Raw genomic sequence first — 26,186 nt, forward strand, 5'->3', positions numbered from 1 at the left:
GTCCGGGGTCAACGGCCGATCCCGGCCAACCGTCCGGAACCGAACAGGGGTGGTGACATTGGCCGGAAACGAAGACCGGCGGGTTCGCCGTACCCGGCACTCCTTGCAGCAGGCGCTGGTGGCGCTGATCACCGAGCGTGGCTACGAGAAGGTCACCGTGCAGGAGGTGCTGGACCGTGCCGACGTCGGCCGCACCACCTTCTACGCCCACTTCCGGGACAAGGACGCGCTGTTCGCCTCCTGCTTCGACGACCTGCGCGCCGACCTCGAGCGCGAGCTGAACGCGATGGATGGCGCGCCGCCCCGCGACCCCGCTTCGCCGATCGGGGTGATCTTCGAGCACGCCGACCGCAATCGGCCCGTCTACCGCGCGGTGGGCGCCGCGCATCTGCACGACCTGCTCTTCCGGGCGCTGCGTGATCATCTGGCCGAGCAGGACACCCGGCTGCCGGTCGAGATCGTCGCGGAGTACCACGCCAGCGCACTGATCGGCGTGCTCGGCTGGTGGGTGCGGGCCGGCTTCCCGAGCGGGCCGAAGGAGATGGCCCGGATGTGCCGGGAGATGACTCAGCCCGGTGTCATGGCTGCGCTGCGCGCGATCCATCCGGAAGGGCCAAGATAGGGCCTATGACGTATGTCGTGGTCGGCGGCGGCCTGGCCGCCGCAAAAGCGGTGGAAACCCTGCGCGACGAGGGCTTCGAGGGTCCGGTCACGCTCATCGGGACGGAGGACGTGCGACCGTACGAGCGGCCGCCGCTCTCCAAGGGCCTGTTGCTCGGCTCGGACGAACCGGAGAGCGTCTTCGTCCACTCTCCGAAGTGGTATCCGGAGCACGATGTCACGCTGCGCAGCGGCACGACGGTGACTGCCGTCGACCGGGCCGCGAAGGTAGTCCGGACCGACGCCGGCGACGAGATCGCGTACGAGAAGCTGCTGCTCGCCACCGGCTCGACCCCGCGCCCACTCCCGGTGCCCGGCGGCGACCGGGCACTGATGTTGCGGACGCTCGCCGACTCGCGCCGGATCTCCGACGCCGTCACCGGGGACCGCCGGGTCGTGGTGATTGGCGCCGGCTGGATCGGCCTCGAGGTCGCCGCGGCCGCGCGCAGCCGGGGCGCGACCGTCGACGTCGTCGGCGCCACCAAGCTCCCGCTGGCAAACGTGCTCGGCGACGAGATCGCCCAGGTCTTCGCCGATCTGCACCGGGCGAACGGCGTGACCCTGCACCTGGACACGCAGGCCGAGGCGGTCGAGGGCAGCACGGTGCGACTGGCGAACGGCGAGACGCTCGCCGCCGACGTCGTCATCGCCGGCATCGGCGTCACACCGAACGTCGGGCTCGCCGCCGACGCCGGCCTGGCCGTGGAGAACGGCGTGCTGGTCGACCGCCGGCTGACCACCAGCGACCCGGACATCTTCGCGGCCGGTGACATCGCGAACGTCGACCATCCGTTCCTCGGGCACCACATCCGAGTCGAACACTGGGCCACCGCGCTGAACACCGGGCCGGTCGCGGCCAAGGCGATGCTCGGCCAGGACGTCACCTACGACAAGCTGCCGTACTTCTACACCGACCAATTCGACCTGGGCATGGAGTACACCGGCTGGGTGGCGCCGGACGCGAAGCCCACCGTGGTCGTCCGGGGCGACCTCGCCGGCCGCGAGTTCATCTCGTTCTGGCTGGTCGACGGCAAGGTCGCCGCGGGCATGAACGTCAACGTCTGGGACGTGACCGAGCAGATCGAGGCGCTGATCCGCTCGAACCGGCCGATCGACCCGGCCCGGCTCGCCGACCCCGGCGTCGACCTGTCCGACCTGGCGGACTGAGCCGCGTCCGCCACGACGACATCGGCCGTGCCCGGTGCGGCCTGGAGCGGCTCGCGCCTGGGCACGTACCCCGTCGTGGGGTTTTTGATCTAAGGCGTGCGGACTAGAGTTCGATCGTGGATCGCATGGATACCTCGGTGCCGCACCCCGCTCGGCGGTACAACTACTGGTTGGGCGGCAAGGATCATTTCGCGGCCGACCGGGAGTCGGGCGATCTGCTGGCCAAGGCGTTTCCGACGGCGCGGATCGCGGCGCGGGAAAATCGGGACTTCTTGCGGCGGAGTGTGCGGTTTCTCGCCGAGTCGGGCGTGCGGCAGTTTCTCGACATCGGCACCGGGCTGCCGGTGCCGGACAACACGCACGAGGTCGCGCAGCACATCGCGCCGGAGTCGCGGGTGCTCTATGTGGACAATGATCCGATCGTCATGACGCATTCGCGGGCGTTGACCATCGGGACGCCGGAGGGGCGCACCGGGTACGTCGAGGCGGATCTGCGGGATCCGGAGGCGATTCTGGGTCATCCGGAGTTGCGGGAGGTGCTCGATCTGCGCGAGCCGGTGGCGTTGTTGCTGGTCGCGGTTCTGCATTTCCTCCACGACGACGACCAGGCCGTCTCGGTGGTGTCCGAGCTTCTTGCGGCGCTGCCCGCGGGCAGTTATCTGGTGGCCAGCAATTTGACGCTGGACTATGCGCCGCCGGAGCAGATCGCCAAGCACGAGGAGTTGCTGGCGTCGGGGCGTACGGATGCTCGGGCGCGGGACGTCTCGGAATTCGGCCGGTTCTTCGCCAAGCTGGACGTCGTTGATCCCGGAATCGTGGCGGTCAGCGACTGGCGTCCGGAGAGGGCTGACCGGCCGATCGCCGCCGACGTCGCCATCTACGGCGCGGTCGGCCGCAAGGCGTAGCCCGCGGCACAGGCACGCCGTTCCCGGCATCCGTGGGTGGTGAGTCCCTGGCGGAACGTGCCGCCGGGTGGGCTGTGTTACGAGTCGGGCAGGTGGGCGGCCAGCGCGCGGGCCTCGCTGCGGAGCTGGTCTGCCCGTTCGGTGCGCCCCGCCCGGTCGTACTCGTCGGCCGCCGTCTCCCGCTCGGCCAACTCGGCACGCACGATCTCCTCGACCTCGACGTCGGTCAGCGCGCGCCGCGCCACCTCGGTGGCGCCCACCCCGATGGCGACCTGCTCGATCGCCTGCCCGCGAACCTCGCCCCCGGCCGGTGCCACTGCCTCGGCATTGTCGATCGCTGCGAGGGTGGCACGCAGCGCCGCGGTCGCCGACCGGTCTCGCGACTTCATGGCCGCCGGCAGCGCCGCCCGCAGCCGCTGCCGCAACGAGGTTTCCGTCATGTCCGCGACGGTATAGCCCCGCCACCTGCGCCGAAACTCATTTCGCCGCGATCACTGTGCAGTTGTCAACGAAAACTCTCGTCGGCAGTGGGGTAGTAGCGCGGACAAGGCCGGACTCGTCCGCGGTCGCCATACCAGAGCGAGCAGTGCCGGAAGCGGCACGCCGGTGATCGGCACCGCTACCAGCCCGGCGTGCACCTTCGCCATCGACTCGCTCAGCACGGCGATTCCCAGACCACGTGACGCGAGCTCGGCCACGGCACCGGGTGCCGACGCGACCAGCACCACGTCGGGAATCAAGCCCCCGGTCACACACGCCTCGTCGAATGCGGCGCGGATACCGGTCCCCTCGGGCAACGTGACCAGAGGGTACGCCACCAATTCCGTGAGCGGTAAGGCCCTTTCGCTCGCCTGTGGATGGTCGGGCGGGACGAGCGCAATCAGACTTTCGCTGGCGATCACCTGGGCCGACAGGTGCTCCGGCGTCGTGCCGGCCACGCCGACCAGCGCGATGTCCACCAGGCCCACCCGTACGGCGTTGATCAGGTGGGTCGACTTCTCCTCGGTCAGCTCGAGCTCGATCCCGGGGTGCTCGCGGTGGAACGCGGCCAGCGCGGCGAACAGCGGCGTGACCTCGCATCCGGTCACCATCCCCACGGTCAGATGGCCGCGGATGAGCCCCTTCACCGCATCGACCGCCTCCCTCAGGTCCGCGGCGGCATCCAAGGCCAATTGAGCGTACGGCCGAGCCACCGTCCCCGCCTCGGTGAGCCGCGCGACCCGGCCGGATCGGTCGATGAGCTCCGCGCCCAGCTCGGCCTCCAGAGCCCTGACCTGGGCGCTCACCCCGGACTGGCTGATGTGCACGCGCTGCGCGGCACGGGTGAAGTTGGCCTCCTCGGCCACCGCCAGGAAGTATTCGAGCTGCCGGAGTTCCATAACCGCTGATTCTAGTTCTGAGAAGAACTATGCGTTGGACTTCTGTTGGCGGCCGGGGAAGGGTGGAGTCATGACCGAACGCGAGAAGGCTCGAAAGCCAGAAGATCTGACCCGTCTGTTCGTCGAGCGGGCGAACGCGAAGGATGCCGAGGGCCTCGCCCTGCTGTACGAGGAGAATGCCGTGATGGCCTATCCGCCCGGCCGGCAGACCGTGGGCCGAGTCGCGATTCAACGGCTGTGGGAGGAGGCGCTGCCGCACATGCCGGCGTTCGAGCCGGAGCAGCCGCTGCCCACCCTGATCAGCGACAACCTGGCGCTGACCTCGACCCCGCCGAAGGACGGCGCCGGCGCCCGAGCCCAGGTGGCGCGCCGCCAGCCGGACGGCACCTGGTTGCGGGTGCTCGACCAGCCCGAGTTCGTCACGCCGAAGGGCTGACGATCGACCGGGGAATGCGGCCCGGCCGCCTCGGAGGATTCCGGGGGGACAGGCAACCGGGCCGCACGACTTGGATCAGAGAGCGATCCGCTGACCGGGGAAGATCAGGTTGGGGTTGCTGATGATCTTGCTATTCAGCTGGTAGAGGGTGTGCCAGCCGCCGGTGATGTGGTTCCTGGTGGCGATGGCCGACAGGGTGTCGCCGGAGCGGACGACGTAGGTCTTGCCGGTGGCCCGTACGGCCGTCGCGCGGGTGACCTTGGGAGCCGTGGCCGCCTTCTTCGTCGACCGGTGGGTCACCGACTTGGACCGGTGCGTCGACGACCGATGCGAGGAGGACTTGTGCGACTTCGAACCGCTCGTGTTGGTTCCCTGGTAGTGCTTGGACGAGCCGCCCTTCTTGCCGCACACCGGCCACGCGCCGATGCCCTGGCCGCGGAGCACCTTCTCGGCGATCGCGATCTGCTCCGATCGGCTGGCCTTGTTGGCGGTGGCGGCGTACTTGCCGCCGCCGTAGGCCCGCCACGTGCCCTTGGTGAACTGCAGGCCGCCGTAGAACCCGTTGCCGGTGTTGATGCTCCAGTTGCCGCCGGACTCGCACTGCGCGATCGCGTCCCAGTTCACACTGGACGCCTGCGCCGCAGAGGCCGGGCCGAGCAGAGCGGCCGTGCCCGCCACGCCGGCGGCGGTGAGGCCGAGCGCGAGACGGGCATGCTTGCGCACCCGCGGCGTGCGGGCATGCTTGTGGGTCTGTGCCATGACAGAGAAACCTCCACGCCTACGAGGTCAGCTGTCGGGTTCGGACGGAGTCTGCCCGGCCGCGTCGTGCGGCTTCACCCCGAGGCGCGCGAACCGCGCGCCGAGGAACGTGTGGGTCCCCCGCTCCCTGCCACGGGTTCGTTGTCCGGCGGGCGGTGGCAGGGACTCGGCGTTCCACCCGCGGTGCCCGCCATCGCGGGACCGGCCGACGGTAACCACGAGCCATCGAGAACGGCCAAGCGTACGGCGGGAAAGGTGACGTTGTTCTCACGAATTGAGATATTTGATCTTGTTTTATGTCGGGAATGACCGATGCGTCAGCATGTCAAATTACCGATCGGTAACTTGGCCCGCCGAAACCCGGAACCTGATGGAGAATCGGCAGCCATGAGCGATCACGACATCGTCGTCTACGGTGCCTCCGGCTTCGTCGGGGAACTGGTGGCGAAGTATCTGGCCGAACATGCCGCGGCCGGCACCCGCATCGCCCTCGCTGGTCGCTCCGAGGCCAAACTCATGCAGGTCAGGCAGCGTCTTCGGGTGGACTGGCCGATCCTGGTGGCCGAAGCCGCCGACGAGCCCGCCCTGCAGAAGATCGCCGCAGCGACAAGAGTCGTGATCACCACGGTGGGCCCGTATGCGAAATACGGCAAAACCCTTGTGCAGGCCTGCGCCGCGGCCGGCACCGACTATGTCGACCTGACCGGCGAGGTGCTGTTCGCCCGGCAGAGCATCGATGACAACCACGAGCTCGCCCGAGCCACCGGCGCCCGAATAGTCCATTCGTGCGGATTCGACTCGATCCCGTCCGACATCGGCGTGCACGTGCTCGATCAGCAGGTCAAGGCCGACGGCGCCGGCGAGCTGACGGACACCACGCTGGTCGTCACAAGCATGCGCGGCGGCGTCAGCGGCGGCACGATCGACTCGATGCGACACCAGCTCGACGTGGTCAAGACCGACGGCAAGCTGCGCCGGGTCGCCGCCAGCCCGTATTCGCTGAGCCCCGACCGCGCGGCCGAGCCCGACCTCGGCCGGCAGGATGACACCGCCACACTCTCCGGTCCCGAGATCGATCTGCGGCTGCGGGGAACGCTCGCCCCGTTCTTCATGGCCTCGTACAACACCCGGGTGGTGCGCCGCAGCAACGCGTTGCGCGGCTGGGCGTACGGGCGGACCTTCCGCTACCGCGAGGCCATGAGTGTCGGCGCTTCCCCGCTCTCCCCGGTGCTCGCGCAGGTCACCCGGCTCGGTCTCGGCGCGCTGATGATCGGCCTGTCGCTGCCGCCGACCCGGTACGTGCTTGACCGGGTGCTGCCTAAGCCCGGGGAGGGCCCGGACGAGAAGTCCCGGGACAACGGCCACTTCACGATGGACCTTTTCGGCACCACCACGACCGGCGCCCGCTACACCGCACGGGTCCGGGCGAAGGGCGATCCCGGTTACGCCGCCACCGCGGTCATGCTTGGCGAGTCGGCGCTGGCTCTGGTCCACGATCGCGACGTGCTGCCGCCGTCCGAGGGCGGGGTGCTCACCCCGGCGACCGCACTCGGCGACGCACTGGTGGCCCGCCTGCGATCCGCCGGAATGGAAATCAGCGCGAAGAGGAGCTGACCGAGGTCGGCGGCCGCGTGGTCGGGGCGGGCGGGTCTAGGCGGCGGCGAGCACGGACTGGCAGTAGGCGGTCAGGTGGTCGGCGAGGTCGTCGAGGTCGTCCGTCATCCCGCGGGACAGCCAGTCGATGATCACCTCGCTCAGACCTGCCACGAGCGCGAGCAGCAATCGCTCGTACCGAATCCGGTCCTTGGTCTGAGGGCTGACCCGGCGCAGCATCCACGCCAGGAATTGCGCGTCCTCGCGCAGCACGCCCCGGCGTCGGGTTTCCATGCGCGGCGCGTTGATATAGATCACCTGTGCTCGCCTCGGGTTGGCGCGTAGCATGGTGAGCAGTTGGTGCACCGCCGGGCGCATCACTTCCTCGACGGTGCGTGGCGACGGTGGCGTCGCCGCGACCACGCCGGCGAGCAGCCACTCGTTCTGCTCCTTCTGCAGCGCACGCGCCAGATCTTCGCGATCGACGAAGTGCTCGTAGAAGTAGCGCTTCGACACCCGCGCACCGGTGCAGACCTCGGCGACCGTGACGTCCTCATAGTCCCGGGTCCCGAACAGTTGCAGCGCCGACGCGAGAATTCGATCGCGCCGATCCGCCGCCCGTTCCTCGCGTGTTCGGCCGCCGTAGTTCTCGCCCCGGCGTGTACCGACCGCAGTCCGTTCGTCCACCAGATCACGGTAGGCCCACTCCGGCGGCGAGCGCCTAGTGGGAGACATGACCTACTGGCTTGAATTGGGTTCATTCGGGCAGGATCAACGTTGTGGTCGCTCGCCGTCTTCCGTTCCCGCTCACGTTGGCGGGCGACGGCATCGTCCTGCGCGACTGGCGGGCGGAAGATCTCGACGATCTGATCGACCTTCTGGACGAGCCCGACATCGCCCGCTGGACCCCGATGCCGTCGCCTTTCGATCGAGAGGCGGGTGTCGCCTACCTCAAGCGCGCCCACCAGGGCCGGATGAGTGGGCAGCGCCTCCAGCTCGCGATCACCGAGGGCGGCGGGCGTCCGCTCGGCGAGGTCCTGCTCTTCGGCATCGACGCCGGCCTCCGCGAGGCCGAGCTGGGCTACCTGGTGGGTGCGCGCCATCGCCGGCGCGGGCTCGCGGCGGGGTCACTCTCACTTCTTTCCGCGTACGCCGGGACCACGCTCAAACTGAGTCGCCTGCTGCTGAGAATCGATCCCGCGAACACGGCCAGCATCGCGGTGGCCCGTCGCTGCGGCTACACGCTGACCGGCGAGGCACCGATCCTGCAGGTCGGCCCGCACGGCCCGAGCAGCCTGGACACCTGGGAACAACTCACCGGCCACCCCGGCAGCCGCCTTGATCGACTGAAAAATGTCGCAGCCCGGCGGTACGGTCGTCGCACCTAGAAACGGGGCAATACCCAGTCGGGCAGGAGGGGTCATGGTCACTGTCGACCGTGCTCGAGTGATGGCGTTCCGCGTGGCCGCCCTCGGTCTGGCGGAGCGCGTCGACCGGCGCCCCGCCGACCTGCCGGTGCTGGATCTCGGTGTGCAGGAATACATGCCCGGCTCGCAGCGGGTCGCCCTCGCCGCGCGCACCTCCGCGGATCTCGACGACGACCGGCTGATCACGGTCTGGGCCGCCCGCGGCGCGCCACACCTGCACCGTCGAGCCGACCTCGCGGCCCTGGTCAAACAGCTGTGGCCGGTCGGCGACGCGGATGCGACCGCCCGGATCAAGAGCGGCCAGATCCCCGAGGGCATGCGCCTCGGCGTGGCCGCGTTCAGCGCAACCGCGGCCGCGTTCCGCGAGGTGGTGACCGACTCGATGCCGCGCGACGTGGTGAGCACCGAGGTGAGCAAGCGGGTGCCGCGCGAGCTGACGTATTACTGCCGCAGCTGCGGCGCGCAGCACATCGCCGGCAATGTCTGGCAGCATTCCGGGCTGGCCGGCGGCGTCCAGGTCGAGTCGCGCGGGCGCGACGCCACCCTTGGCCCGATACCCGACGCGCCGCCGCAGCCCCGCGCGAACGAGGGCATCGCCGACCTGATCACGACCTATCTTCGCCTGCTCGGCCCGGCGACCCCTGCCGAGCTGGGTAAATATCTGGGCAGCACGACCGCCGAGATGAAGCGGGTCTGGCCGGCGACCGGTCTGGCCGAGGTCAAGGTCGAGGGCCGCAGGGCGTGGCTGCCCGAGTCCTCGGTGGACGATCTGGCCGAGGCCGCCCCGGCCGAGGGGGTGCGGCTGCTGCCGGGGATGGATCCCTTGCTCCAGGCCCGCGACCGTGACCTGTTGATTCCCGACCGGGCACAGCAAAAGGAGGTCTGGCGCATCCTCGGCAATCCGGGCGTGCTGTTGCTCGACGGGGAGATCCTCGGGGTGTGGCGGGCCAAGGCGGCCGGCCGTAAACGGGTCGACCTGACCGTCACGTCCTTCGTCCCGCTCCCCGCCGCGCGCCGAAAACAGATCGAGGCCGAGGCCGCCGAGGTGGCCCGCGGCCGCGACGTCCCCGAGGCCACCGTCACGTTCACCTGACCGCGCTGCGCGCCACCGGTTGGAGTAAAGCGTGCGGTTGGTGGGAACTGGCATCCGTCGGAGGTATCACGAGGGCAACGGGCGAGTAACAATGAGATAGATCGAGATGGCTCTTACCCGATCGCGCTAGGCCCGGTGCCGACCGGAGGGGACGACATGCTGAGCAGGGAAGACAACCAGCGGCTGGCGGAGCTCGAACGCCAGCTCAGGCGGGATGACCCGGAGTTCTGCGCCCGCATGACCGGCGGTATGGACCGTCCGGCACCGCGTCGCAGGCCTCGCCGGAAACTGGCGTTGTCCCTGCTGGTGACCGCGCTCGTCCTCTGGGCGGCCGCGATCACGCTGGCCGTGCTCGGTTGGTGGATCGTTGCCGTGATCGCGGCCGTGCTCGGCACCACCGTGGCCTCCGTGTTGACCTTCCACCTGATCCGGCACCGCGCGGACTCCGCCTGACCCGTTCGTCTCCACCGCTGCCGTGACCGGAAAGGCGGCGCCGAGGTTTCGACGCCGCCTTTTCCGTGGGCCGACCAGTGCCGGGGATTTCCGCTATGCGCCCCCGCAACGCGCGGCGAGGGCCGGACACGCGCCACTGGTCGGTGGTGCGCGCGTGGTCAGGCCCGAGCGTGGTTGCGTCGGCGGGACCGGAACACCCAGATGCGCAACAGCAGGAAGCGGACCGCCGTGGCGAGCAGGTTCGCCAGGATCAGCACGGCCAGCTCGACCCCCTTGGCCGGGTGCGTGGTGATCGCGTCGAGCAGGGCCAGCGAGCCGCTGGTCAGGGCCAGGCCGACGGCAAAGACGAGCAAGCCCTGGGCCTGGTGACGCATGGCGCCGTCGTTGCCGCGGACGCCGAAGGTCACGCGCCGGTTCACCGCGGTGTTCGCGATCGCGGTGACCAGCAGGGCGACCAGGTTGGCCCACTGCGGGCTGACGGCGGTGCGCAGGACGGCGTACAGGATCAAGTAGGCGAGCGTGCTCGCCGCGCCCACCGCGGCGAAACGGATCAGCTGGCCGGTGAGACCGGCCGGCACGCCGGCCACCGGCAGCGGGTTGCGGCCCAGCTGTTCCCGCAGCGTCGCCAGCGGCAGTCGGCCCGAGCCGAGCGCCCGGAGCAGCCGCGCGATGCCCTTCAGATCGGCGATCGCGGTCGAGACGATGTCCACCCGGCTGTCCGGGTCGTCCACCCAGTCGACCGGCACCTCGTGGATGCGCAGGCCGGCCCGCTCGGCCAGGACCAGCATCTCGGTGTCGAAGAACCACCCGGTGTCCTCCACCATCGGCAGCAGCCGCTCGGCCACGTCACCGCGGATCGCCTTGAAGCCGCACTGCGCGTCGGAGAAGCGGGCCGACAGCGTGCCCCGCAGGATCAGGTTGTAGCTGCGCGAGATGAACTCCCGCTTGGCGCCGCGCACCACCCGGGAACCGCGGGCCAGGCGCGACCCGATCGCCAGGTCGGAATGCCCGGAGATCAGCGGCGCCACCAGCGGAAGCAGCGCGCCCAGGTCGGTGGAGAGATCGACATCCAGGTACGCGAGGACGGCCGCGTCCGAGGTGGTCCACACGTGCTTGAGCGCCCGGCCCCGGCCCTTCTCCGGCAGATGCACCGATGCGACGCCGGGCAGTTCCCGGGTGAGCCACCTGGCCACGTCGGCGGTCGAGTCGGTGCTCGCGTTGTCGGCGATCGTGATCCGGAACCGGTACGGGAAGTGCGTCGACAGGTACGCGTGCAGGCGCCGCACGCACGGCTCGAGGTCGATCTCCTCGTTGTACACGGGGACCACCACGTCGAGCACCGGGGCGTCGATCCGGGCGGGGTCGGCGGCGTGCGATGGCAGCGTCTCAAGGCTCATGCCATACAAGTTCGACTCCGCAACTGGGGGATTCGTAGGGCCACCCTGTGCCGGCCCTGTGAAATTCAAAAAGGAGAGAAGGTACGAATGGGCGGCACCCCTTGGCGCGGGGTGCCGCCCATCTTCGATGGTGAATCAGGAGATCGGAGCCGTCAGGTCATAGACGGTGGTGTTTCCGATCGTCTTGGCGGTGAAGCTCTGCGACACCCATTGGGAGATCTGCGAGCCGGTGTTGCTGCCGCCGGTGTTGCTGCCGCCGCGCATGCCGCCGAAGCCGGAGCCGCCGCCGATGAAATAGTGGATCTTCCCCTCGGCCACGTACTGCTTGAACTGGGCGAGCGTCGGGGACGGGTCGGTGCCGTTGAAGCCGCCGACCGCCATCACCGGGTCGCCGGTGGCCAGCTGGTAGCCGGACGCGTTCTGCGAGCCGACCGCGGCCGCCACCCAGGTGTACTTCGAGGCGTCGGTCTGCAGCAGGGTCTTCATCTCGTCGCTGACCGTCGCGGCGTCGAGGAGGCCGCCCGCGCCGCCACCGCCACGCATCCCGCGGCCGCCACCGCCACCGCCGCCGTTGCCGCCCGGGAAAGCGCCGCCGGCAAAGCCGTTCTGGGCACCGCCGCCGGGGAACCCGCCGCCGGGGAAGCCGCCTCCTGGGAAGCCACCGCCTCGACCTCCACCCCCGCCGGGCCCGCCGAATCCGGCAGCCGTCGCCGGCCCGGCAGACGGGATCGAACCCGTGTGCGCCTGGGACGCGGTCTGTACCGCGTACGCGGAAGGCCCCGCAAGCGCCGCGACCAGAGCGACCCCCGCGGAAACCACACCGATCCGCGCCGACAGGCGCCGGCCCGGCACCCCGGCCGCCGCGATCACCCCGGCCGCCGCGACCAGCCCGCCGATCAGCACCACCCAGCGCAGCCAGGGCAGGAAGTCCGCGCTGCGCGCCAGCAGGTGGTAGCACCACCAGGCGGTGACCGCGATCGCCGCGGCCAGCGTCGCCGCCGCCGGCATGGTGCGCCGGGCTCGCCAGAGCAGCACCGACCCGATGCCGACCACCGCGCCCACGGCCGGCGCCAGCGCCACCGTGTAATACGCGTGGAAGATGCCCTGCATGTAGCTGAACACCAGACCGGTGCCGACCAGCCATCCACCCCAGAGCACGAGCGCGGCCCGCTGCCGGTCGGTGCGCAGCCGCGGCGCGGTCAGCACCAGCCCGGCCACCAGCACGATCAGCGCCCCCGGCAGCAGCCAGGAGATCTGCCCGCCCTGCGAGCTGTCGAACATCCGCAGCAGGCCGGTCTCGCCCCAGCCGCCGCCTCCGCCGCCACCCCCGACGCTGCCGGTCTCGTCGCCGGAGAGCCGGCCGAGCCCGTTGTAGCCGAGAGCCAGCTCGAGCAGGCTGTTGTTCTGCGAGCCGCCGATGTACGGCCGGTCGGCCGCCGGCACCAGCTCGACGATCGCGATGTACCACCCGGCCGAGACCACCAGCGCGACCCCGGAGATCAGCAGTTGGCCGATCCGCCTGCCGAGCTTCGGCGGGCCGGCGATCAGGTACGCGAGGGCGAACGCCGGCACCACGAGCAGTGCCTGGAGCATCTTGGCGAGGAAGCCGAACCCGACGAACATCCCGGCGAGCGCGAGCCACTTGGTGGACCCGTTCTCGATCGCCCGGGTGGTCGCCCACGCGCCGGCCACCATCGCCAGCACCAGCAGCGCGTCCGGGTTGTTGAACCGGAACATCAGCACCGCGATCGGGGTCAGCGCCAGCGTCGCGCCCGCGATCAGCCCGGCGACCGGGCCGAACCAGCGCTTGATCGTGGCGTACAGCAGGCCGACGCCGGCCACGCCCATCAGGGCCTGGGGGACCAGGATGCTCCAGGCGTTGACGCCGAAGATCCGGGCGGAGAGCGCCATGAACCAGATTGCGGCCGGCGTCTTGTCCACAGTGATCGCATTGGCCGCGTCGGACGAGCCGTAGAAGAACGCCTTCCAGCTCACCGAGCCGGCCTGGGCCGCCGCGGAGTAGAACGCGTTGGCCCAGCCCGACCTGTTCAGTCCCCAGAGGTAGAGGACACCGGTGAGCAGCAGCAGGGCGATTACCGAGGGCCGCACCCACGCGGGATCGCGGCGGCGTACGGGCGCCTCGGGAGGTGCGGCGGCGGCCACCGGTGGGGCGGGGAGCGTCGAGGTCATGGGTCAACTCTCGACGCGCCCGCTGTCGTGTCTTTATGCCGTCGCTGTGCGCCTGCTGTGAGCTGCGGCGGCCAGCTTCTCCAGCACCTCGACGGTCGGCTGCCAGCCCATGCAGGCATCGGTGACCGACTGGCCGTACGTCAGCTCGCCGCCGAGGTCCTGCCGGCCCGGGACGAGGAAGCTCTCCAGCATGACGCCGCTGATCCCACGCTGCCCGTCGGCGACCTGACCGGCCACGTCGTCGGCGACCAGCGGCTGGCGCAGGTGGTCCTTGTTGCTGTTGCCGTGCGAGCAGTCGATCACCAGCCGCTCCGGCAGCCCGGCCTTGCGCAGCAGCTGCAGCGCGCCCTCGACGTCCTCGGCGCTGTAGTTCGGCCGGCCGCCGCCACCGCGCAGCACCAGGTGGGTGTCCGGGTTGCCGGTGGTGTGCAGGATCGCCGGGGTGCCGGAGTAGTCGATGCCGGGGAAGACGTGCGGCACGGCGGCGGCCTGGATGGCGTCGACCGCGGTGCTGATGCTCCCGTCGGGGCGGTTCTTCATGCCGATCGGCATGGAGAGGCCGGACGCCAGCTGCCGATGGACCTGCGATTCGACCGTACGGGCGCCGATCGCGCCCCAGGCCACGGTGTCCGCGATGTACTGCGGCGTGATCGGGTCGAGGAACTCGACGGCGGTCGGCAGCCCGTGCCGCACGATCTCGAGCAGCAGCCGGCGGGCGATACGCAGGCCGGTGCCGACGTCGCCGGTGCCGTCCAGCGCCGGGTCGTTGATCAGGCCCTTCCAGCCGACCGTGGAGCGCGGCTTCTCGAAGTAGACGCGCATCACGATCAGCAGGTCGTCGGCGAGCCGGTCGGCCTGCTCGCGCAGCAGTCCCGCGTACTCGCCGGCGGCGGCCGGATCGTGCACCGAGCACGGGCCGACCACGACGAGCAGCCGCGGATCTCGGGCGTTCAGCACGTTCTCGACCTGGCGGCGGCCCTCGACCACGTTGTCGTGCAGGTCGCTGGTCAGCGGCAGCTCGTGGTGCAGCAGCGCGGGGCTCATCAGCGGGACGACGGCGGCGATGCGCTGGTCACGGACGCGCTGGACCTCGGGGACGGTCACGTTCCTCATCTCCTCAGCCGGCGCCCGTGGCGAGAGCCGGCAAACAAAAAGGCAGCGACGTCGTCGCTGCCTCGGCCGGCTCTGGCTGGTGTCTCAGGTCATGCGGTGACAACCGAGGCACCGGCGACAGCCGGCCCGGTAAACCACCGATAGGTCCAAGACACGTCGGCAAGCATAACGTGTCATTGCGCGCGCGGCGCAACCTGCGCGAACTGACCAGCTGTTGGGACGCTGTCCGGCGGTACGAGCGGCAGCACCACCGTGAATATCGTCTGGCCGGGGACGCTCTGCACCGAGACGTTGCCCCGGTGCGCGGTGACCACGGCGTGCACGATCGACAGCCCGAGCCCGGTGCTGCCGGCCGCCCGGGAGCGCGAGCTGTCGCCGCGGGCGAACCGCTCGAAGATGTGCGGCAGCAGCTCGGCCGGGATGCCCGGCCCACCGTCGATCACGTGCACCACGGCCGCATCGTGGTCGGCGCGAACCGAGACCGTGACGCCGGTGCCTTCCGGCGTGTGCGTACGCGCGTTGGCCAGCAGGTTCGCCAGCACCTGGTGCAGCCGGGCGCCGTCGCCGATCACCATGACCGGCTCCTCGGGCAGATCCAGCTGCCAGTAGTGGCGGGGTCCGGCGGCGTGCGCGTCGCTGACCGCGTCGACGGCCAGCATGGTCAGGTCGACCGGGTCGTGGGCGAGCGGCCGTCCCGCGTCCAGGCGGGCGAGCAGCAGCAGGTCCTCGACCAGCACGGTCATCCGCTTGGCCTCGGACTCGACCCGGTTCAGCACGTGCCCGATCTCGTCCGAGATCGGCGCGCGGCTGCGGCGGCTGAGCTCGGCGTACCCGCGGATGGCGGCGAGTGGGGTGCGCAGCTCGTGGCTGGCGTCGGCAACGAACTGGCGCACCTGCATCTCGCTGGCGTGCCGGGCCTCGAGCGCGTTGCCGACGTGGTCGAGCAGCCGGTTGAGGGCCGCGCCGACCGCGCCCACCTCGGTGCCCGGGTCGGTGTCGGCCTCCGGCACGCGCTGGGCCAGCTGTACCTCACCGCGGTCGAGCCGCAGCTCGGAGACCCGGGTGGCGGTGGCCGCGACCCGGCCGAGCGGCCGCAGCGTGCTGCGGACGATGAACGCACCGGTCCAGCCGGCGATAACCAGGGCGATCAGCACGGCGCCGCCGGTGACCAGGGCGACCCCCTCCAACACCACGTTGGTGCTGCCGAGGGACAGCCCGGTCACGCGGACCTTGCCGCTGGCGGGGAGCGACTGGGCGACGACGCGGAACGACCCTTGCCCATCGAGGGTGATGTTGGTCTTGTCGCCGTTGGGCTTGACCGAGAAGAGCTGTTCCAGCGAGGCCGCGCTGAGTGGCTCATAGCTGGGCTGGAAGTTGCCCTCGGCGCCGGTGGGAAGCTGGACGATGCCGCTGGTGCCGGTGTCGACCTGGTGCGTCGTCGGGTCGTAGGTCAGCGACAGCGAGCCGGTCTCCAGCAACGGGCGTCTCGAGGAATCGCCGTCGTTGCCGGGCCGGAAGCGGCCGCCGTTGTCGAACTGATTGCCGCCGCCGGGCGGCGGGTACAGCGCCTTGTCCATGCGCTTGTCCAACTGGTCGTACAGCTGGTGCCGCAGGAAGATCTCGGCGGTGGTGCCGACCACCAGGCCGAGCGCGGCGAGCAGCACGACCAGGATCGCGACTATGCGGGTACGCAGCGGCCAGCTCCGCGGGCTGCGCCAGCGGGCGGGACGGTCGGCGGGGAGATCAGTCAGCGGGCTTGAGGACATAGCCGGCCCCGCGCATGGTGTGAATCATCGGCGCGCGGCCCGCGTCGATCTTCTTCCGCAGGTACGAGATGTAGAGCTCGACCACGTTGGCCTGGCCGCCGAAGTCGTAGTTCCACACCCGGTCGAGGATCTGGCTCTTGCTGAGCACCCGGCGCGGGTTGCGCATGAGATAGCGGAGCAGCTCGAACTCGGTGGCGGTCAGCGTGATCAGGTCGCCGCCGCGGCGCACCTCGTGGCTGTCCTCGTCGAGCGACAGGTCGCCGACGACCAACTGCGAGTCGGTACGCATCGGCGAGTGCCCCATCCGGCGCATCAGGCCGCGCAGCCGGGCCACGACCTCCTCGAGGCTGAACGGCTTGGTCACGTAGTCGTCGCCGCCGGCGGTGAGCCCCGTGATCCGGTCCTCCACCGAGTCCTTCGCGGTCAGGAACAGCACCGGGACCTCGGGCGACTCGCCGCGCAGCCGGCGCAGCACCTCCAGCCCGTCGATGTCGGGCAGCATCATGTCGAGGACGACGGCGTCGGGCCGGAACTCGCGGGCGGTGCGCACGGCGGTCTGGCCGTCGCCGGCGCTCTTCACGTCCCAGCCCTCGTAGCGCAGCGCCATCGAGAGCAGCTCGGCGAGCGTCGGCTCGTCGTCGACCACGAGGACACGAACCGGGCCGCCGTCGGGGCGGCGAAGTTCGGTGCCGGATTCTGCGTTCGCCATCGTCATGCCACTACTTTCACCGGTCACGCTTTGCGCCACCTTTTCGATTCCTGTGTAGCACCTGTGACCCGTCCGCACGGTCGGATGACATGGTCGACCGCCAGATGCCCGTTTCGTGCCCTGATGCGGTGGCCTGTCGGGAAGCTTGCAACCGCGGAACACTCGCAGTTGGCCGCTTGTTGTGCCAGCGTTGATGTCTGCCGGGCGGCGCGAGCGTGGGGAGCGTGCACGTGGATCTTCTCGAGGAGTACCGCAGAGCCAACTTCTTCTTCGAGTCCGGTGACCCGCTCGGCGCGTCCCGCCTGCTCGAGCCGATCGTCGAGGCCGAGCCGCACAACACCGCCGTACGCCAGTTGCTGGCCCGCGCGTATTTCAACTCCGCGCAGCTGGCCGGGGCCGAGGCCCAGCTCAGGACCTTGATCGAGCATGATCCGTCGGACCACTACGCGCACCACGTGCTCGGCCGGACCCTGGAGCGGGCCGGCCGATTCCGCGAGGCGCTGCCGCACCTGCGGCTGGCGGCCGCGATGAAGCGGCACAGCGACTACGACGACGCCGTCCGCCGGGTCGAGGAATGGCTCGGCAAATCCGAACACGCATAGGCTGGCTCTCGTGAAACTGAAGCTCGACCTGCACGACATCTTCAACAAGGGTCACGAGATCGACCGTGCCCTGCGCGGCATCATCGACGAGGCGATCGAGAAGAAGGCCGCCACGGTCGAGATCATCCCGGGCAAGGGCAGCGGCGCGCTGAAGAAGAAGGTGCTTCGCTTCCTCGACCAGCGCGAGATCAAGCAGCTGTACCACCGGGTGGAGAAGGACGGCGACAACTGGGGCCGCCTGTTCGTGCACTTCCGCCACGACGCCCCGACCGGACGCCGCGGCCGGGGTCGCTAGCGCGCGATCCGATACCAGACGCCGGTGGCCAGCGGCGCCTCGGACTGGCTCATCCGCTCCAGGCCGATCTTGGCACCGCCGGGGAAGGCGAACAGCCGGGTGCCGTCGCCGAGCAGGACCGGCGCGATGAACACCAGCACCTCGTCGACCAGGCCCAGGGTCAAGGCCTGGCGGGCGATGTCGGCGCCGAGAATGTTGACGTACTTGTCGCCGGCTGCCGCCGCGGCCGCGGCGACCCCGCTCTCCAGGTCGGTGACGTAGGTGATGCCCGGGGGCGGCGGCGCGAGCGGGTGGTGGGTCACCACGAACTGCGGCCCCTGCCACGCGCCCTCGAGCGCGCCCTCCTTCTCCGTACCCCGGTGGGGGTCGTCACCCTCGAACGTGCGCCGGCCGATCAGCAGTGCGCCGATCTGCTCGACCAGGCCCGCGGCGACCGGGTTGTCGCCGAGGTAGTCGGCGAGCCAGGACATGTCGCCGCTCGGGCCGGCGATGAAGCCGTCGAGCGACATGGTCGCGGAGTAGAGCACCTTCGCCATGATTTACAGCGTGTAGGTCTTGGCCACCGCCAGCAACTCGCTGGAGTGCGACCCGAGGATGCCGACCCCGGCCGGTCGGGGGTGGAAGCCGGGCAGCGTGGTCAGCCCGTCGCTGCCGTCCATCGCCCGGAACTTGACCGGACCGGTCGTCTTGACGGTCAGCGTGACCTCGATGCCGTCGGCCGGCGGCCCGTGGAAGACGAAGCCGAAGCCCCACGGCCCGTCCGGCTTGACCGTGGGCGAGACCTCGCGTCCGCCTATCGTGGCCGCGGTGACCGTCACGCCCGCCGCGACGTGCAGCGTGGCGAACCGGACCGGCCGCTGCGGCTGCAGCCGGAGCTTCAGCACCCGGCTGTCACCCGACCGGGTGTCGGACTCCAGGGTGAGTTTCGGGGCGGGCAGGTCGGCGGGCTGTGCCGTGCCGGTGCGCATCTCTTCCGGGCCGAAGGCGGGCAGCGTCGCGTTGACCTGTCGCGGGTTGCCGGAGACGTACTGCGAGGTCCAGTGCTGCACCTTCGGCTCTTTGCTCAGCCACTGCGCGGTGTTGTTGTCGGCGTCGAGCGCGTACATCAGGTGGGTCAGCGACGGGTGGGCGGCGTCGAACCGATCGACCGAGAGGCCGACCGCGGCGCAGACCACGGTGGCGAGCAGCGCGGCCAGGGCGGGCACGGCGCCACGCCGGACGGCGCTCAGCGCCGCCAGCCCGCGCTGCCCGGCGGCGATCGGATGGAGCAGCTCGATCACCGGAAGCAGGGCCAGGCCGAGCAGTACGGCCAGGAACGCGCCGACGCCGGCCATCGGCATGCCGAGCGCCGGGAACAACATGATCACCGTGGGCAGCAGGACGATCACCGCCACCGCCCCGCCCGCCGCGATCGCCAGGGCGGACCACCAGCCGCGGGTCAGTAGCGCGACGATGCCGGCCACCGCGCCGGTCAGCGCGGGCACCGCGCCCAGGTAGGAGCCGCCGGGCATGGCGGTGGCCAGGGCGATGCCGAGTACGGCCAGCCAGCCGAGACCGGCGACGGCGAGCGCCACCGGGCCGGCCCGGCGGATCCGGTGCGACCACGCGTACCAGGCGAACAGCACCGCCGCGGTCAGCGCGAGCACGCCGAGGCGGTACCACTGCGGGCGGTACGGGTCGATCGGCATCGCACCGTACTCCGGGCGGATCAGCTTGAGCACCAGCCAGAAGACCTGGGCCAGCACCGGCGCCACGACGATCGGCACAAGTGTGATCGCGAAGCCGCCGGCCAGCTTGCGACCGGTGGTCAGGCCGCGCCGCCGGGCCAGCCAGCCGAACGCGATGACGGCGATCAGGGCCAGCCCGGCCAGCGGCCCGACCAGCTCGCCGGGGTAGCGGACCAGCAGGCCGGGCGCGGGGAAATAGGTGGCGTCGTCGGACGACTTCAGCGTCGACAGGTCACGGCCGCCGAGATCCCGGGTCACCGCGAGGGCGTTGTCGCCGTGGTGCTGGAGGCTGTCGAGATCCATCGACGAGGGTAGGTCGGTGGGCGCGTGGTACACCGCGGCGCCGTCGATGTACGCCGAGTTCAGCCCGGTGAACCCGGCCTCCCGGAACGCGGTGAAGTCGGTGTCGTTGGGCAGCAGCCGGTAGATCTCGACCGCGAACGACGTGCCGACCGGGTGCGGCGCGTGCGCGTACACGTCGATCAGCGCGCGGTTGTCCGTCGCGGTCTCGAACATGATCGCCGGGCCGCTGCTGCCCCGGGCCTCCAGGTTGACCACGATCCCGCCGTCCTTGGCCAGCGGGTTCTGGTCGACGAAGGCCTTGGCGCCGCAGAGGCAGGCCTCCTCACCGTCGGTGAGCACCAGCACCACGTCGTTGCGCAGGCGCGGGCCGCTGGTCAGCGCGCGGGCGATCTCGAGGATCGACGAGACGCCGGCCGCGTCGTCGTTGGCGCCGGGGCCGGTCTGCACCGAGTCGGTGTGCGCGACCAGGAAGATGCGGCCGGTCGAGGCGGTGCCGGGGACGACCGTGACCACGTTCCGCACGTGTGCCAGGCCGATACCCCCGGCGCTGGAGGACAGCGCGCCGCCCTCGACCGACACGGTGTCCTGGACCTCCGGCGACAGCCCGAGCCCGCGCAGCACCGAGACCAGGTGGTCGTGCACCTCGCCCTGGGCCGCGCTGCCGACCGGATGCGGCCGGGTGGCGATCGCCTCGACCTGCTGGAAGGCCCGTCTGGCGCTGAACCCGGTGGGCCCGGCGTCGTGCGCGGCCGGCGGGCGAACCGACCAGATCGCCGCGACCCCGGCCAGGGCCAGGACGGCCACCGTGGCCAGAGCGGCGATGGCCCGGCGGACGCCGGTGACGAGAGCTGGATCAGTCATGAGGAGCATCTAAGCGGTTGGGTACGACACCTGGGTAGCCGAAAAGATCCTTCCCGGCGTGGCATAGCGTGGTGCGGGTGAGCACGCCGTTCGACCCTGCCGCCGTGATCGCGCAGTTCATCGACAACGTTGCCCCATATGATCCGAATCCCGATGCCGACCCGGTGGCCGTCGTCGGGGTGCGTACCGCTCTCGGCGAGGGCGTCTTCGCGCTGAGCGATCATGTGATCCGCGCGCTGTGCCGGGCCCTGGAGTCCTATCACGATCCGGCGGACCGCGGGACCTGTGTCGGCTGCGGCAGCCGGCGCCTCGACGAGAACCTGCACTGCCCCGACTGCGGGCGGCTGCACGGCATCCTCGGGCAGGTCATCGTCGATCACGCGCGCCGGATAGCCGCCGAGGACCACCCGTGAGGTTTGTCGAGTTGTGCGCCCGTCGGGTGTGGTACACCATCGTCGAGTCCGGTCGAGTCAAGCGAGTGGGGTAACGACATGACGGAACGGTCGGTCGCCCCCCGGGCCCGGACTGTTTCCGCGGCGCCCCAGGAGCGGCTGCGCGTCCTGCTGGTCGAGGACGACGAGGGCGACGCCTTCCTCGTCCGCGAGCTGCTGCACGAGGCGGAGGCGCCGTTCGACCTCCTGGTGGCCACCACGCTGCGTGAGGCGACCACGAAGATGCGCGGCGTCCAGTGCGTCCTGCTCGACCTGGGGCTGCCCGACGCCGAGGGCATCGACGGCCTGCGCAAGCTGCTCGCGGTCGCCGGCAGCGCCGCGGTCTGCGTGCTGACCGGCCGCTCCGACGAGCACCTGGGCGTCGCCGCGGTTGCCGAGGGCGCGCAGGACTACCTGGTCAAGGGCCAGGTCGACGGGGTCTTGCTGACCCGTTCACTGCGCTACGCGGTCGAGCGCAAACGCTCCGACGAGAACGCCCAGCGGCTCCGCGAGGTCGAGCTGCGCCAGGCCGAGTCGGCCCGCCTCGAGCGCGGCCTGCTGCCCCAGCCGTTGATGTCCACCGACGCGGTCGGTGTGCACACGTTCTACCGCTCCGGCCGGGCGACAGGCCTGCTCGGCGGCGACTTCTTCGACGTCGTCCAGGTCGGTGACGATCGGTTGCACGTGATCGTCGGCGACGTCTGCGGGCACGGGGTGGACGAGGCCGCGCTCGGCGTCGAGCTCCGGGTCGCCTGGCGGGCGCTGGTGCTCGCCGGCGTGCCGGACGATCAGGTGCTCGGCTCGGTCGAGCAGGTGCTGATGAGCGAGCGCCGGGCCCGTGAGGTGTTCGCCACGGTCGCCGCCGTCTCGTTCGATCTGAGGACCAACAAGGCGACCGTACGCCTGGCCGGCCATCCGCCCCCGGTGCTGCTCTCCGGCGGGCGCGCCCGGCCGGTCGACGCCAAACCGGGCATCGTCCTCGGCGTACGACCCAAGCCGGCCCCACCGACCGAGCTGGAGCTGACCGGCGGCGACTGGTCGCTGCTGTTGTATACCGACGGCCTGATCGAGGGGCATACCGGCGTGGGCACCGAACGGCTCGACGTGAACGGGCTCTGCGGCCTGCTGGACGAGCCGGCCGCCCGCGGGGTGCCGCTGCCGGCCCTCCCGGCGTGGCTGGTCGGCCAGGCCGACCAGGCCAACGGCGGTCCGCTCCCCGACGACGTGGCGATGCTGCTGATCACCCACGGCGGTGGCCGATGAACCTCCGCGGCTGGACCCTCCGTGCCCGGATCACCGCGCTCTGCGTCGCCACCGGGATCGTGCTGAGCGCGCTGGCCGCGTTCGCCGCGTTCACCGCCGCGCAGAACAACCGGCACCTCGACGAGGTGCTCAACCGGGCCACCCCGATGCGGGCCGCGGGCGAGACGCTGAACACGGCGTACGTCGATCAGGAGACCGGCATCCGGGGATACGCGATCACCGGTGAGCTGAGTTCGCTCGACCCGTACAACCAGGGAATCGCCGACGAGAATGCGACGATCGCCCGGATCGAGCGCCTCCTGCGCCCCGGCGACACGGCGATCCGCGAGTCGCTCGAAGTGGTGAAGCAGCGGGCCGACATCTGGCATCGCAAGGTCGCCGACCCGGTGATCACCGCGGTTCGCAGCCAGGGGCCCGAGCAGGGCCGGGCGCTGATCGCCGCGGGCTCGACCACCGATTTCGACGCGCTGCGCGCCGCCATCACCGACATGCAGGCCGACATCGTGGTGCTGCGGGCCAAGGCGGCCACCGCGGCGCGGGACTCGAGCTCGACCATGGTGGCGATCCAGATCGCCGCCGCCGCCATCGTCGTCCTTGCCGGGGCGGCCCTGCTCCTGCTGCTCGACCGCCTGGTCAACCGCCCGGTCGTCGAGCTCGCCGAGCAGGTGCGCGAGGTCGCGGCCGGCCAGTACGACAAGCACATCGAGAGCACCGGCTCGCCCGAGCTGGCCATGCTCGCCCGCGACGTGGACGGCATGCGGCGGAAGATCTCCGCGGAGCTGGCCGAGGTGCGCGAGGCGCGCAGCCAGATCGAATGGGTCAACGATCAGCTCAAGCAGCAGGCCGAGGAGCTGACCCGGTCCAATCGCGACCTCGAGCAGTTCGCCTACGTCGCCTCGCACGACCTGCAGGAGCCGCTGCGCAAGGTGGCCAGCTTCTGCCAGTTGCTGCAGCGGCGCTACGCCGGCCAGCTGGACGAGCGCGCCGACCAGTACATCGCGTTCGCGGTGGACGGCGCCCAGCGGATGCAGCGGTTGATCAACGACCTGCTGGCGTTCTCCCGGATCGGGCGGATCACCGCCGGGTTCACCGAGGTCGATCTCGAGCGGGTGCTCACCGACGTGAGCTCTCAGCTGGAGAGCCGGGTCGACGAGGACGCCGAGATCAGCTGGTCCGACCTGCCCACGGTGGAGGGCGAGGAGCCGCTGCTCACCACCCTGTTCGTCAACCTGATCGGCAACTCGCTGAAGTTCCGCCGACCGGACGTGCCGCCGATGGTGCGGGTGAGCGCCCGCCGCGCGGACGACGAGTGGGTGATCACCGTCCGGGACAACGGCATCGGCATCGAGGCCGAGTTCGCCGACAAGGTCTTCGTGATCTTCCAGCGGCTGCACGCGCGCGACGCCTACGAGGGCACCGGGATCGGGCTCGCTATCGTCAAGAAGATCGTTGAATACCACGGCGGACGGATCTGGCTCGACCTCGACGTCGAGGAGGGCACGTCGATCAACTTCACGCTTCCGGTGTTGCCGGGCGCGCCCGATCCCGCCCTCACGACAGAGAAGACGGAGGTCAACGCGTGACTGGTCCGACGCGTGCCGACGGCACGCCGATCGAGGTCCTGCTGGTCGAGGACGACCCGGGCGACGTGCTGATGACGCAGGAGGCGTTCGAGGAGCACAAGGTCCGCAACCGGCTCACCGTCGTCTCCGACGGCGCCGAGGCGCTGGCCTACCTGCGCCGCGAGGGCGAGTACGCGGACGCCGTGCGCCCCGACCTCATCCTGCTCGACCTCAACCTCCCGCGCCGGGACGGACGCGAGGTGCTCGAGGAGATCAAGAATGACGGCGACCTGGGCCGCATCCCGGTCGTCGTGCTCACCACCTCGGCCGCCGACGAGGACATCCTGCGCAGCTACCAGCTGCACGCGAACGCGTACGTGACCAAGCCGGTCGACTTCGAGCGCTTCATCGCGGTGATCCGGCAGATCGACGAGTTCTTCGTCAGCGTCGTGAAGTTGCCGCCGCGTGCTTGATCAGGTCGCCGAGCTCATCCGGGAGGTCGCGGCCACGGTGGTGCTGCCGCGTTTCCGCCGCCTCGCTGCGGGCGAGATCCAGCAGAAGTCACCGGGTGACGTCGTCACCATCGCCGACCAGGAGTCGGAGAAGGCGCTGGCCCGCGGGCTCACCGCGCTGCTGCCCGGTTCGGTGGTGGTCGGCGAGGAGGCGGTGGCCGCCGATCCGCGGGTGCTCGACCGGGTGCGCGACCCGGGCGCGGTGTGGATCGTCGACCCGGTCGACGGCACCAACAACTTCGCCGCCGGCAAGACGCCGTTCGCCGTGATGGTCGCGCTGATCCAGGACGGTGAGCCGGCCGCGTCGTGGATCCTCGACGTTCCCGGCGATCACCTGACGATCGCCGAGGCGGGTGCGGGGGCCTATCGCGACGGCGTACGCGTGAAAACCCGGACGGACGATCCCGGCGCCGGCGAACTTCGCGGCGTGGTGGCCCGCAAGTACCTGCCGCCGCACCTGCGGGAGATCGCCGGCGCGAACGCGTCCCGGCTCGGCGAGGTCACCGCCGGGCATCACTGCGCGGGGTACGAATACCCGGCCGTCGCGACCGACGAGCAGCAGTTCGCGCTGTTCTGGCGGGTCCTGCCGTGGGATCACGTGCCCGGTGCGCTGATCATCCGGGAGGCCGGCGGCACCGTCCGGCACCTCGACGGCGCGCCCTATCGCCCGGCCAACAGCGAACACGGCCTGCTCGTGGCGCCCAACGATGAGGTGTGGCACACCGTGCGCGGCACACTCTTCCCGGACACGTCGGTCTTGTAAGTTCGCCCCGTGTCGTACCTCAACGAGGTTTTCGGTCTGCGCGGTCGCACGGCCGTCGTGACCGGCGGGAGCTCGGGCATCGGGCGCGCGATGGCGGTCGCGCTCGGCCGGGCCGGCGCTCGCGTCCTGGTGGTGGCCCGGCGCGAGGCGCCGATGGCCGAGGTGGTCGCCGAGCTGCGCGGCTACGGCGCGGTGGGGCACGCGATCTCCGCGGACCTCGCCGACCGGGCGGCCGTCGCGGCCGTCATTGACAAGATCATTTGCGGGTACGGCGAGCCCGACGTGCTGATCAACTCGGCCGGCGTGAACCGGCGCCCGCCGCTGGACGAGCTCACCGAGGACGACTGGGATGTGACGCTCGCCGCAAACCTCACCGCGCCGTTCCTGCTCGGGCAGGCGTTCGGCCCGCGGATGGCGGCCCGCGGCTGGGGACGGATCATCAACGTGGTCTCCCAGCAGGCGTTCCGAGCGTACGGGAACAGCGGGGCCTACGGCGCGGCGAAGGCCGGCCTGGTCGGGCTGACCCGGTCACAGGCCGAGGCGTGGTCGCGGCACGGTGTCTGCTGCAACGCGATCGCGCCCGGGGTCGTGCACACGCCACTGACCGAACCCGTGTTCGCCGATCCGGCCACGGTGGCTCGGCACGCCGCCCGCACGATGATCGGCAGAAACGGCGTACCGCAAGATTTTGGTGCTTGTGCGATCTTTCTGGCCAGCAATGCTGCCGTTGCGGTAACCGGGCAGACACTCTTCGTCGACGGCGGTTACTCGGCCACCTGAGCGATCTGCAGATTCCCTTGACGGCGCGGTAAAGTCTCCG

General features: G+C 70.6%; 27 protein-coding genes and 1 riboswitch. Of the genes, 16 read left to right on the forward strand and 11 right to left on the reverse strand.

Annotation, left to right across the window (positions count from 1 at the left end; genetic code table 11):
- Positions 1-58 precede the first annotated feature (58 nt).
- The 3 genes from ODJ79_RS05325 (at position 59) to ODJ79_RS05335 (ending at position 2,732) form a co-directional block, all read left to right on the forward strand.
- Positions 59-622 (forward strand): TetR/AcrR family transcriptional regulator, encoded by a 564-nt coding sequence (locus ODJ79_RS05325; protein ID WP_263022186.1) that lies wholly within the window; start codon positions 59-61, stop codon positions 620-622.
- Positions 623-627: 5 nt separating this feature from the next.
- The gene (locus ODJ79_RS05330; RefSeq protein ID WP_263022187.1) at positions 628-1,827 is read left to right on the forward strand and encodes an NAD(P)/FAD-dependent oxidoreductase; all 1,200 of its coding nucleotides are present in this window, start codon (positions 628-630) and stop codon (positions 1,825-1,827) included.
- Positions 1,828-1,952: 125 nt separating this feature from the next.
- Complete coding sequence (locus ODJ79_RS05335; RefSeq protein ID WP_263022366.1) at positions 1,953-2,732, forward strand: SAM-dependent methyltransferase; 780 nt, start codon at positions 1,953-1,955, stop codon at positions 2,730-2,732.
- A 77-nt stretch (positions 2,733-2,809) separates the two neighbouring features.
- On the opposite strand, the gene ODJ79_RS05340 is transcribed toward ODJ79_RS05335, so the two are convergent.
- Positions 2,810-3,172 carry a GatB/YqeY domain-containing protein gene (locus ODJ79_RS05340; RefSeq protein ID WP_263022188.1) on the reverse strand — a complete coding sequence of 121 codons (363 nt, stop codon included), beginning with the start codon at positions 3,170-3,172 and terminating at the stop codon, positions 2,810-2,812.
- Between the two features lie 51 nt (positions 3,173-3,223).
- Complete coding sequence (locus tag ODJ79_RS05345; RefSeq protein WP_263022189.1) at positions 3,224-4,111, reverse strand: LysR family transcriptional regulator; 888 nt, start codon at positions 4,109-4,111, stop codon at positions 3,224-3,226.
- Between the two features lie 70 nt (positions 4,112-4,181).
- Here ODJ79_RS05345 and ODJ79_RS05350 point away from each other — a divergent pair, with 70 nt between their 5' ends.
- Entirely contained in the window at positions 4,182-4,547 is a 366-nt protein-coding gene (locus ODJ79_RS05350) for a YybH family protein (RefSeq protein ID WP_263022190.1), read from the forward strand.
- 75 nt (positions 4,548-4,622) lie between these two features.
- On the opposite strand, the gene ODJ79_RS05355 is transcribed toward ODJ79_RS05350, so the two are convergent.
- Positions 4,623-5,306: a LysM peptidoglycan-binding domain-containing protein gene (locus tag ODJ79_RS05355; RefSeq protein ID WP_263022191.1), complete on the reverse strand. Its 684-nt coding sequence runs from the start codon at positions 5,304-5,306 to the stop codon at positions 4,623-4,625.
- Position 5,307: 1 nt separating this feature from the next.
- Positions 5,308-5,488: riboswitch (cyclic di-AMP (ydaO/yuaA leader) on the reverse strand.
- A 130-nt stretch (positions 5,489-5,618) separates the two neighbouring features.
- On the opposite strand from ODJ79_RS05355, the gene ODJ79_RS05360 reads away from it, so the two are divergent.
- Entirely contained in the window at positions 5,619-6,920 is a 1,302-nt protein-coding gene (locus tag ODJ79_RS05360; protein WP_263022192.1) for a saccharopine dehydrogenase family protein, read from the forward strand.
- 36 nt (positions 6,921-6,956) lie between these two features.
- Here ODJ79_RS05360 and ODJ79_RS05365 read toward each other — a convergent pair whose 3' ends face one another.
- Complete coding sequence (locus ODJ79_RS05365; protein WP_263022193.1) at positions 6,957-7,586, reverse strand: TetR/AcrR family transcriptional regulator; 630 nt, start codon at positions 7,584-7,586, stop codon at positions 6,957-6,959.
- Positions 7,587-7,678: 92 nt separating this feature from the next.
- On the opposite strand from ODJ79_RS05365, the gene ODJ79_RS05370 reads away from it, so the two are divergent.
- The 3 genes from ODJ79_RS05370 to ODJ79_RS05380 all read left to right on the forward strand — a co-directional run bounded on the left by ODJ79_RS05370 (position 7,679) and on the right by ODJ79_RS05380 (position 9,872).
- Positions 7,679-8,287, forward strand: a complete 609-nt coding sequence (locus ODJ79_RS05370; RefSeq protein ID WP_263022194.1) for a GNAT family N-acetyltransferase — start codon at positions 7,679-7,681, stop codon at positions 8,285-8,287.
- A 34-nt stretch (positions 8,288-8,321) separates the two neighbouring features.
- Entirely contained in the window at positions 8,322-9,419 is a 1,098-nt protein-coding gene (locus tag ODJ79_RS05375) for a winged helix DNA-binding domain-containing protein (protein WP_263022195.1), read from the forward strand.
- Positions 9,420-9,575: 156 nt separating this feature from the next.
- Entirely contained in the window at positions 9,576-9,872 is a 297-nt protein-coding gene (locus ODJ79_RS05380) for a DUF3040 domain-containing protein (protein ID WP_263022196.1), read from the forward strand.
- A gap of 158 nt (positions 9,873-10,030) precedes the next feature.
- On the opposite strand, the gene ODJ79_RS05385 is transcribed toward ODJ79_RS05380, so the two are convergent.
- The 5 genes from ODJ79_RS05385 to ODJ79_RS05405 all read right to left on the reverse strand — a co-directional run bounded on the left by ODJ79_RS05385 (position 10,031) and on the right by ODJ79_RS05405 (position 17,053).
- On the reverse strand, positions 10,031-11,269 hold the full coding sequence (locus ODJ79_RS05385; RefSeq protein WP_263022197.1) for a bifunctional glycosyltransferase family 2/GtrA family protein: 1,239 nt from the start codon (positions 11,267-11,269) through the stop codon (positions 10,031-10,033).
- Positions 11,270-11,404: 135 nt separating this feature from the next.
- Positions 11,405-13,459 (reverse strand): glycosyltransferase family 39 protein, encoded by a 2,055-nt coding sequence (locus tag ODJ79_RS05390; protein WP_263022198.1) that lies wholly within the window; start codon positions 13,457-13,459, stop codon positions 11,405-11,407.
- A gap of 33 nt (positions 13,460-13,492) precedes the next feature.
- On the reverse strand, positions 13,493-14,572 hold the full coding sequence (locus ODJ79_RS05395) for a 3-deoxy-7-phosphoheptulonate synthase (RefSeq protein ID WP_263022199.1): 1,080 nt from the start codon (positions 14,570-14,572) through the stop codon (positions 13,493-13,495).
- 173 nt (positions 14,573-14,745) lie between these two features.
- Complete coding sequence (locus ODJ79_RS05400; RefSeq protein WP_263022200.1) at positions 14,746-16,338, reverse strand: sensor histidine kinase; 1,593 nt, start codon at positions 16,336-16,338, stop codon at positions 14,746-14,748.
- Entirely contained in the window at positions 16,316-17,053 is a 738-nt protein-coding gene (locus ODJ79_RS05405) for a response regulator transcription factor (protein ID WP_263022201.1), read from the reverse strand. The genes ODJ79_RS05400 and ODJ79_RS05405 overlap by 23 nt, the downstream gene beginning before the upstream one ends.
- Before the next feature lie 224 nt (positions 17,054-17,277).
- Between ODJ79_RS05405 and ODJ79_RS05410 the strand changes: the two genes are divergently transcribed.
- Both ODJ79_RS05410 and ODJ79_RS05415 read left to right on the forward strand, forming a co-directional pair.
- Positions 17,278-17,649 carry a tetratricopeptide repeat protein gene (locus tag ODJ79_RS05410; protein WP_263022202.1) on the forward strand — a complete coding sequence of 124 codons (372 nt, stop codon included), beginning with the start codon at positions 17,278-17,280 and terminating at the stop codon, positions 17,647-17,649.
- A 10-nt stretch (positions 17,650-17,659) separates the two neighbouring features.
- On the forward strand, positions 17,660-17,944 hold the full coding sequence (locus ODJ79_RS05415; protein ID WP_263022203.1) for a Smr/MutS family protein: 285 nt from the start codon (positions 17,660-17,662) through the stop codon (positions 17,942-17,944).
- On the opposite strand, the gene ODJ79_RS05420 is transcribed toward ODJ79_RS05415, so the two are convergent.
- Both ODJ79_RS05420 and ODJ79_RS05425 read right to left on the reverse strand, forming a co-directional pair.
- Complete coding sequence (locus ODJ79_RS05420; protein ID WP_263022204.1) at positions 17,941-18,480, reverse strand: dihydrofolate reductase family protein; 540 nt, start codon at positions 18,478-18,480, stop codon at positions 17,941-17,943. The genes ODJ79_RS05415 and ODJ79_RS05420 overlap by 4 nt on opposite strands.
- A gap of 3 nt (positions 18,481-18,483) precedes the next feature.
- Positions 18,484-20,835 carry a M28 family peptidase gene (locus ODJ79_RS05425; protein WP_263022205.1) on the reverse strand — a complete coding sequence of 784 codons (2,352 nt, stop codon included), beginning with the start codon at positions 20,833-20,835 and terminating at the stop codon, positions 18,484-18,486.
- A 77-nt stretch (positions 20,836-20,912) separates the two neighbouring features.
- Between ODJ79_RS05425 and ODJ79_RS05430 the strand changes: the two genes are divergently transcribed.
- The 6 genes from ODJ79_RS05430 to ODJ79_RS05455 all read left to right on the forward strand — a co-directional run bounded on the left by ODJ79_RS05430 (position 20,913) and on the right by ODJ79_RS05455 (position 26,146).
- Positions 20,913-21,248 carry a hypothetical protein gene (locus tag ODJ79_RS05430; RefSeq protein ID WP_263022206.1) on the forward strand — a complete coding sequence of 112 codons (336 nt, stop codon included), beginning with the start codon at positions 20,913-20,915 and terminating at the stop codon, positions 21,246-21,248.
- A 78-nt stretch (positions 21,249-21,326) separates the two neighbouring features.
- Positions 21,327-22,529, forward strand: coding sequence for a PP2C family protein-serine/threonine phosphatase (locus tag ODJ79_RS05435; protein WP_263022207.1), 1,203 nt, complete (start codon positions 21,327-21,329; stop codon positions 22,527-22,529).
- Positions 22,526-24,112, forward strand: a complete 1,587-nt coding sequence (locus ODJ79_RS05440) for a sensor histidine kinase (RefSeq protein WP_263022208.1) — start codon at positions 22,526-22,528, stop codon at positions 24,110-24,112. Before ODJ79_RS05435 ends, ODJ79_RS05440 begins: the two co-directional genes overlap by 4 nt.
- Entirely contained in the window at positions 24,109-24,564 is a 456-nt protein-coding gene (locus ODJ79_RS05445; protein ID WP_263022209.1) for a response regulator, read from the forward strand. The genes ODJ79_RS05440 and ODJ79_RS05445 overlap by 4 nt, the downstream gene beginning before the upstream one ends.
- Positions 24,557-25,366 carry an inositol monophosphatase family protein gene (locus tag ODJ79_RS05450; RefSeq protein ID WP_263022210.1) on the forward strand — a complete coding sequence of 270 codons (810 nt, stop codon included), beginning with the start codon at positions 24,557-24,559 and terminating at the stop codon, positions 25,364-25,366. Before ODJ79_RS05445 ends, ODJ79_RS05450 begins: the two co-directional genes overlap by 8 nt.
- 9 nt (positions 25,367-25,375) lie before the next feature.
- Positions 25,376-26,146, forward strand: coding sequence for an SDR family NAD(P)-dependent oxidoreductase (locus ODJ79_RS05455; protein ID WP_263022211.1), 771 nt, complete (start codon positions 25,376-25,378; stop codon positions 26,144-26,146).
- Positions 26,147-26,186 lie beyond the last annotated feature (40 nt).

The sequence above is a fragment of the Actinoplanes sp. KI2 genome (assembly GCF_025630775.1).
Taxonomy (GTDB): Bacteria; Actinomycetota; Actinomycetes; order Mycobacteriales; family Micromonosporaceae; genus Actinoplanes.

Coding starts and splice junctions, on each gene's coding strand:
- ODJ79_RS05400 (WP_263022200.1), bottom strand. CDS start 16,338: ATGTCCTCAAGCCCGCTGACTGATCTCCCCGCCGACCGTCCCGCCCGC.
- ODJ79_RS05385 (WP_263022197.1), bottom strand. CDS start 11,269: ATGAGCCTTGAGACGCTGCCATCGCACGCCGCCGACCCCGCCCGGATC.
- ODJ79_RS05350 (WP_263022190.1), top strand. CDS start 4,182: ATGACCGAACGCGAGAAGGCTCGAAAGCCAGAAGATCTGACCCGTCTG.
- ODJ79_RS05425 (WP_263022205.1), bottom strand. CDS start 20,835: ATGACTGATCCAGCTCTCGTCACCGGCGTCCGCCGGGCCATCGCCGCT.
- ODJ79_RS05390 (WP_263022198.1), bottom strand. CDS start 13,459: ATGACCTCGACGCTCCCCGCCCCACCGGTGGCCGCCGCCGCACCTCCC.
- ODJ79_RS05395 (WP_263022199.1), bottom strand. CDS start 14,572: ATGAGGAACGTGACCGTCCCCGAGGTCCAGCGCGTCCGTGACCAGCGC.
- ODJ79_RS05360 (WP_263022192.1), top strand. CDS start 5,619: ATGCGTCAGCATGTCAAATTACCGATCGGTAACTTGGCCCGCCGAAAC.
- ODJ79_RS05420 (WP_263022204.1), bottom strand. CDS start 18,480: ATGGCGAAGGTGCTCTACTCCGCGACCATGTCGCTCGACGGCTTCATC.
- ODJ79_RS05355 (WP_263022191.1), bottom strand. CDS start 5,306: ATGGCACAGACCCACAAGCATGCCCGCACGCCGCGGGTGCGCAAGCAT.
- ODJ79_RS05335 (WP_263022366.1), top strand. CDS start 1,953: ATGGATACCTCGGTGCCGCACCCCGCTCGGCGGTACAACTACTGGTTG.
- ODJ79_RS05345 (WP_263022189.1), bottom strand. CDS start 4,111: ATGGAACTCCGGCAGCTCGAATACTTCCTGGCGGTGGCCGAGGAGGCC.
- ODJ79_RS05340 (WP_263022188.1), bottom strand. CDS start 3,172: ATGACGGAAACCTCGTTGCGGCAGCGGCTGCGGGCGGCGCTGCCGGCG.
- ODJ79_RS05375 (WP_263022195.1), top strand. CDS start 8,322: ATGGTCACTGTCGACCGTGCTCGAGTGATGGCGTTCCGCGTGGCCGCC.
- ODJ79_RS05330 (WP_263022187.1), top strand. CDS start 628: ATGACGTATGTCGTGGTCGGCGGCGGCCTGGCCGCCGCAAAAGCGGTG.
- ODJ79_RS05380 (WP_263022196.1), top strand. CDS start 9,576: ATGCTGAGCAGGGAAGACAACCAGCGGCTGGCGGAGCTCGAACGCCAG.
- ODJ79_RS05435 (WP_263022207.1), top strand. CDS start 21,327: ATGACGGAACGGTCGGTCGCCCCCCGGGCCCGGACTGTTTCCGCGGCG.
- ODJ79_RS05405 (WP_263022201.1), bottom strand. CDS start 17,053: ATGACGATGGCGAACGCAGAATCCGGCACCGAACTTCGCCGCCCCGAC.
- ODJ79_RS05440 (WP_263022208.1), top strand. CDS start 22,526: ATGAACCTCCGCGGCTGGACCCTCCGTGCCCGGATCACCGCGCTCTGC.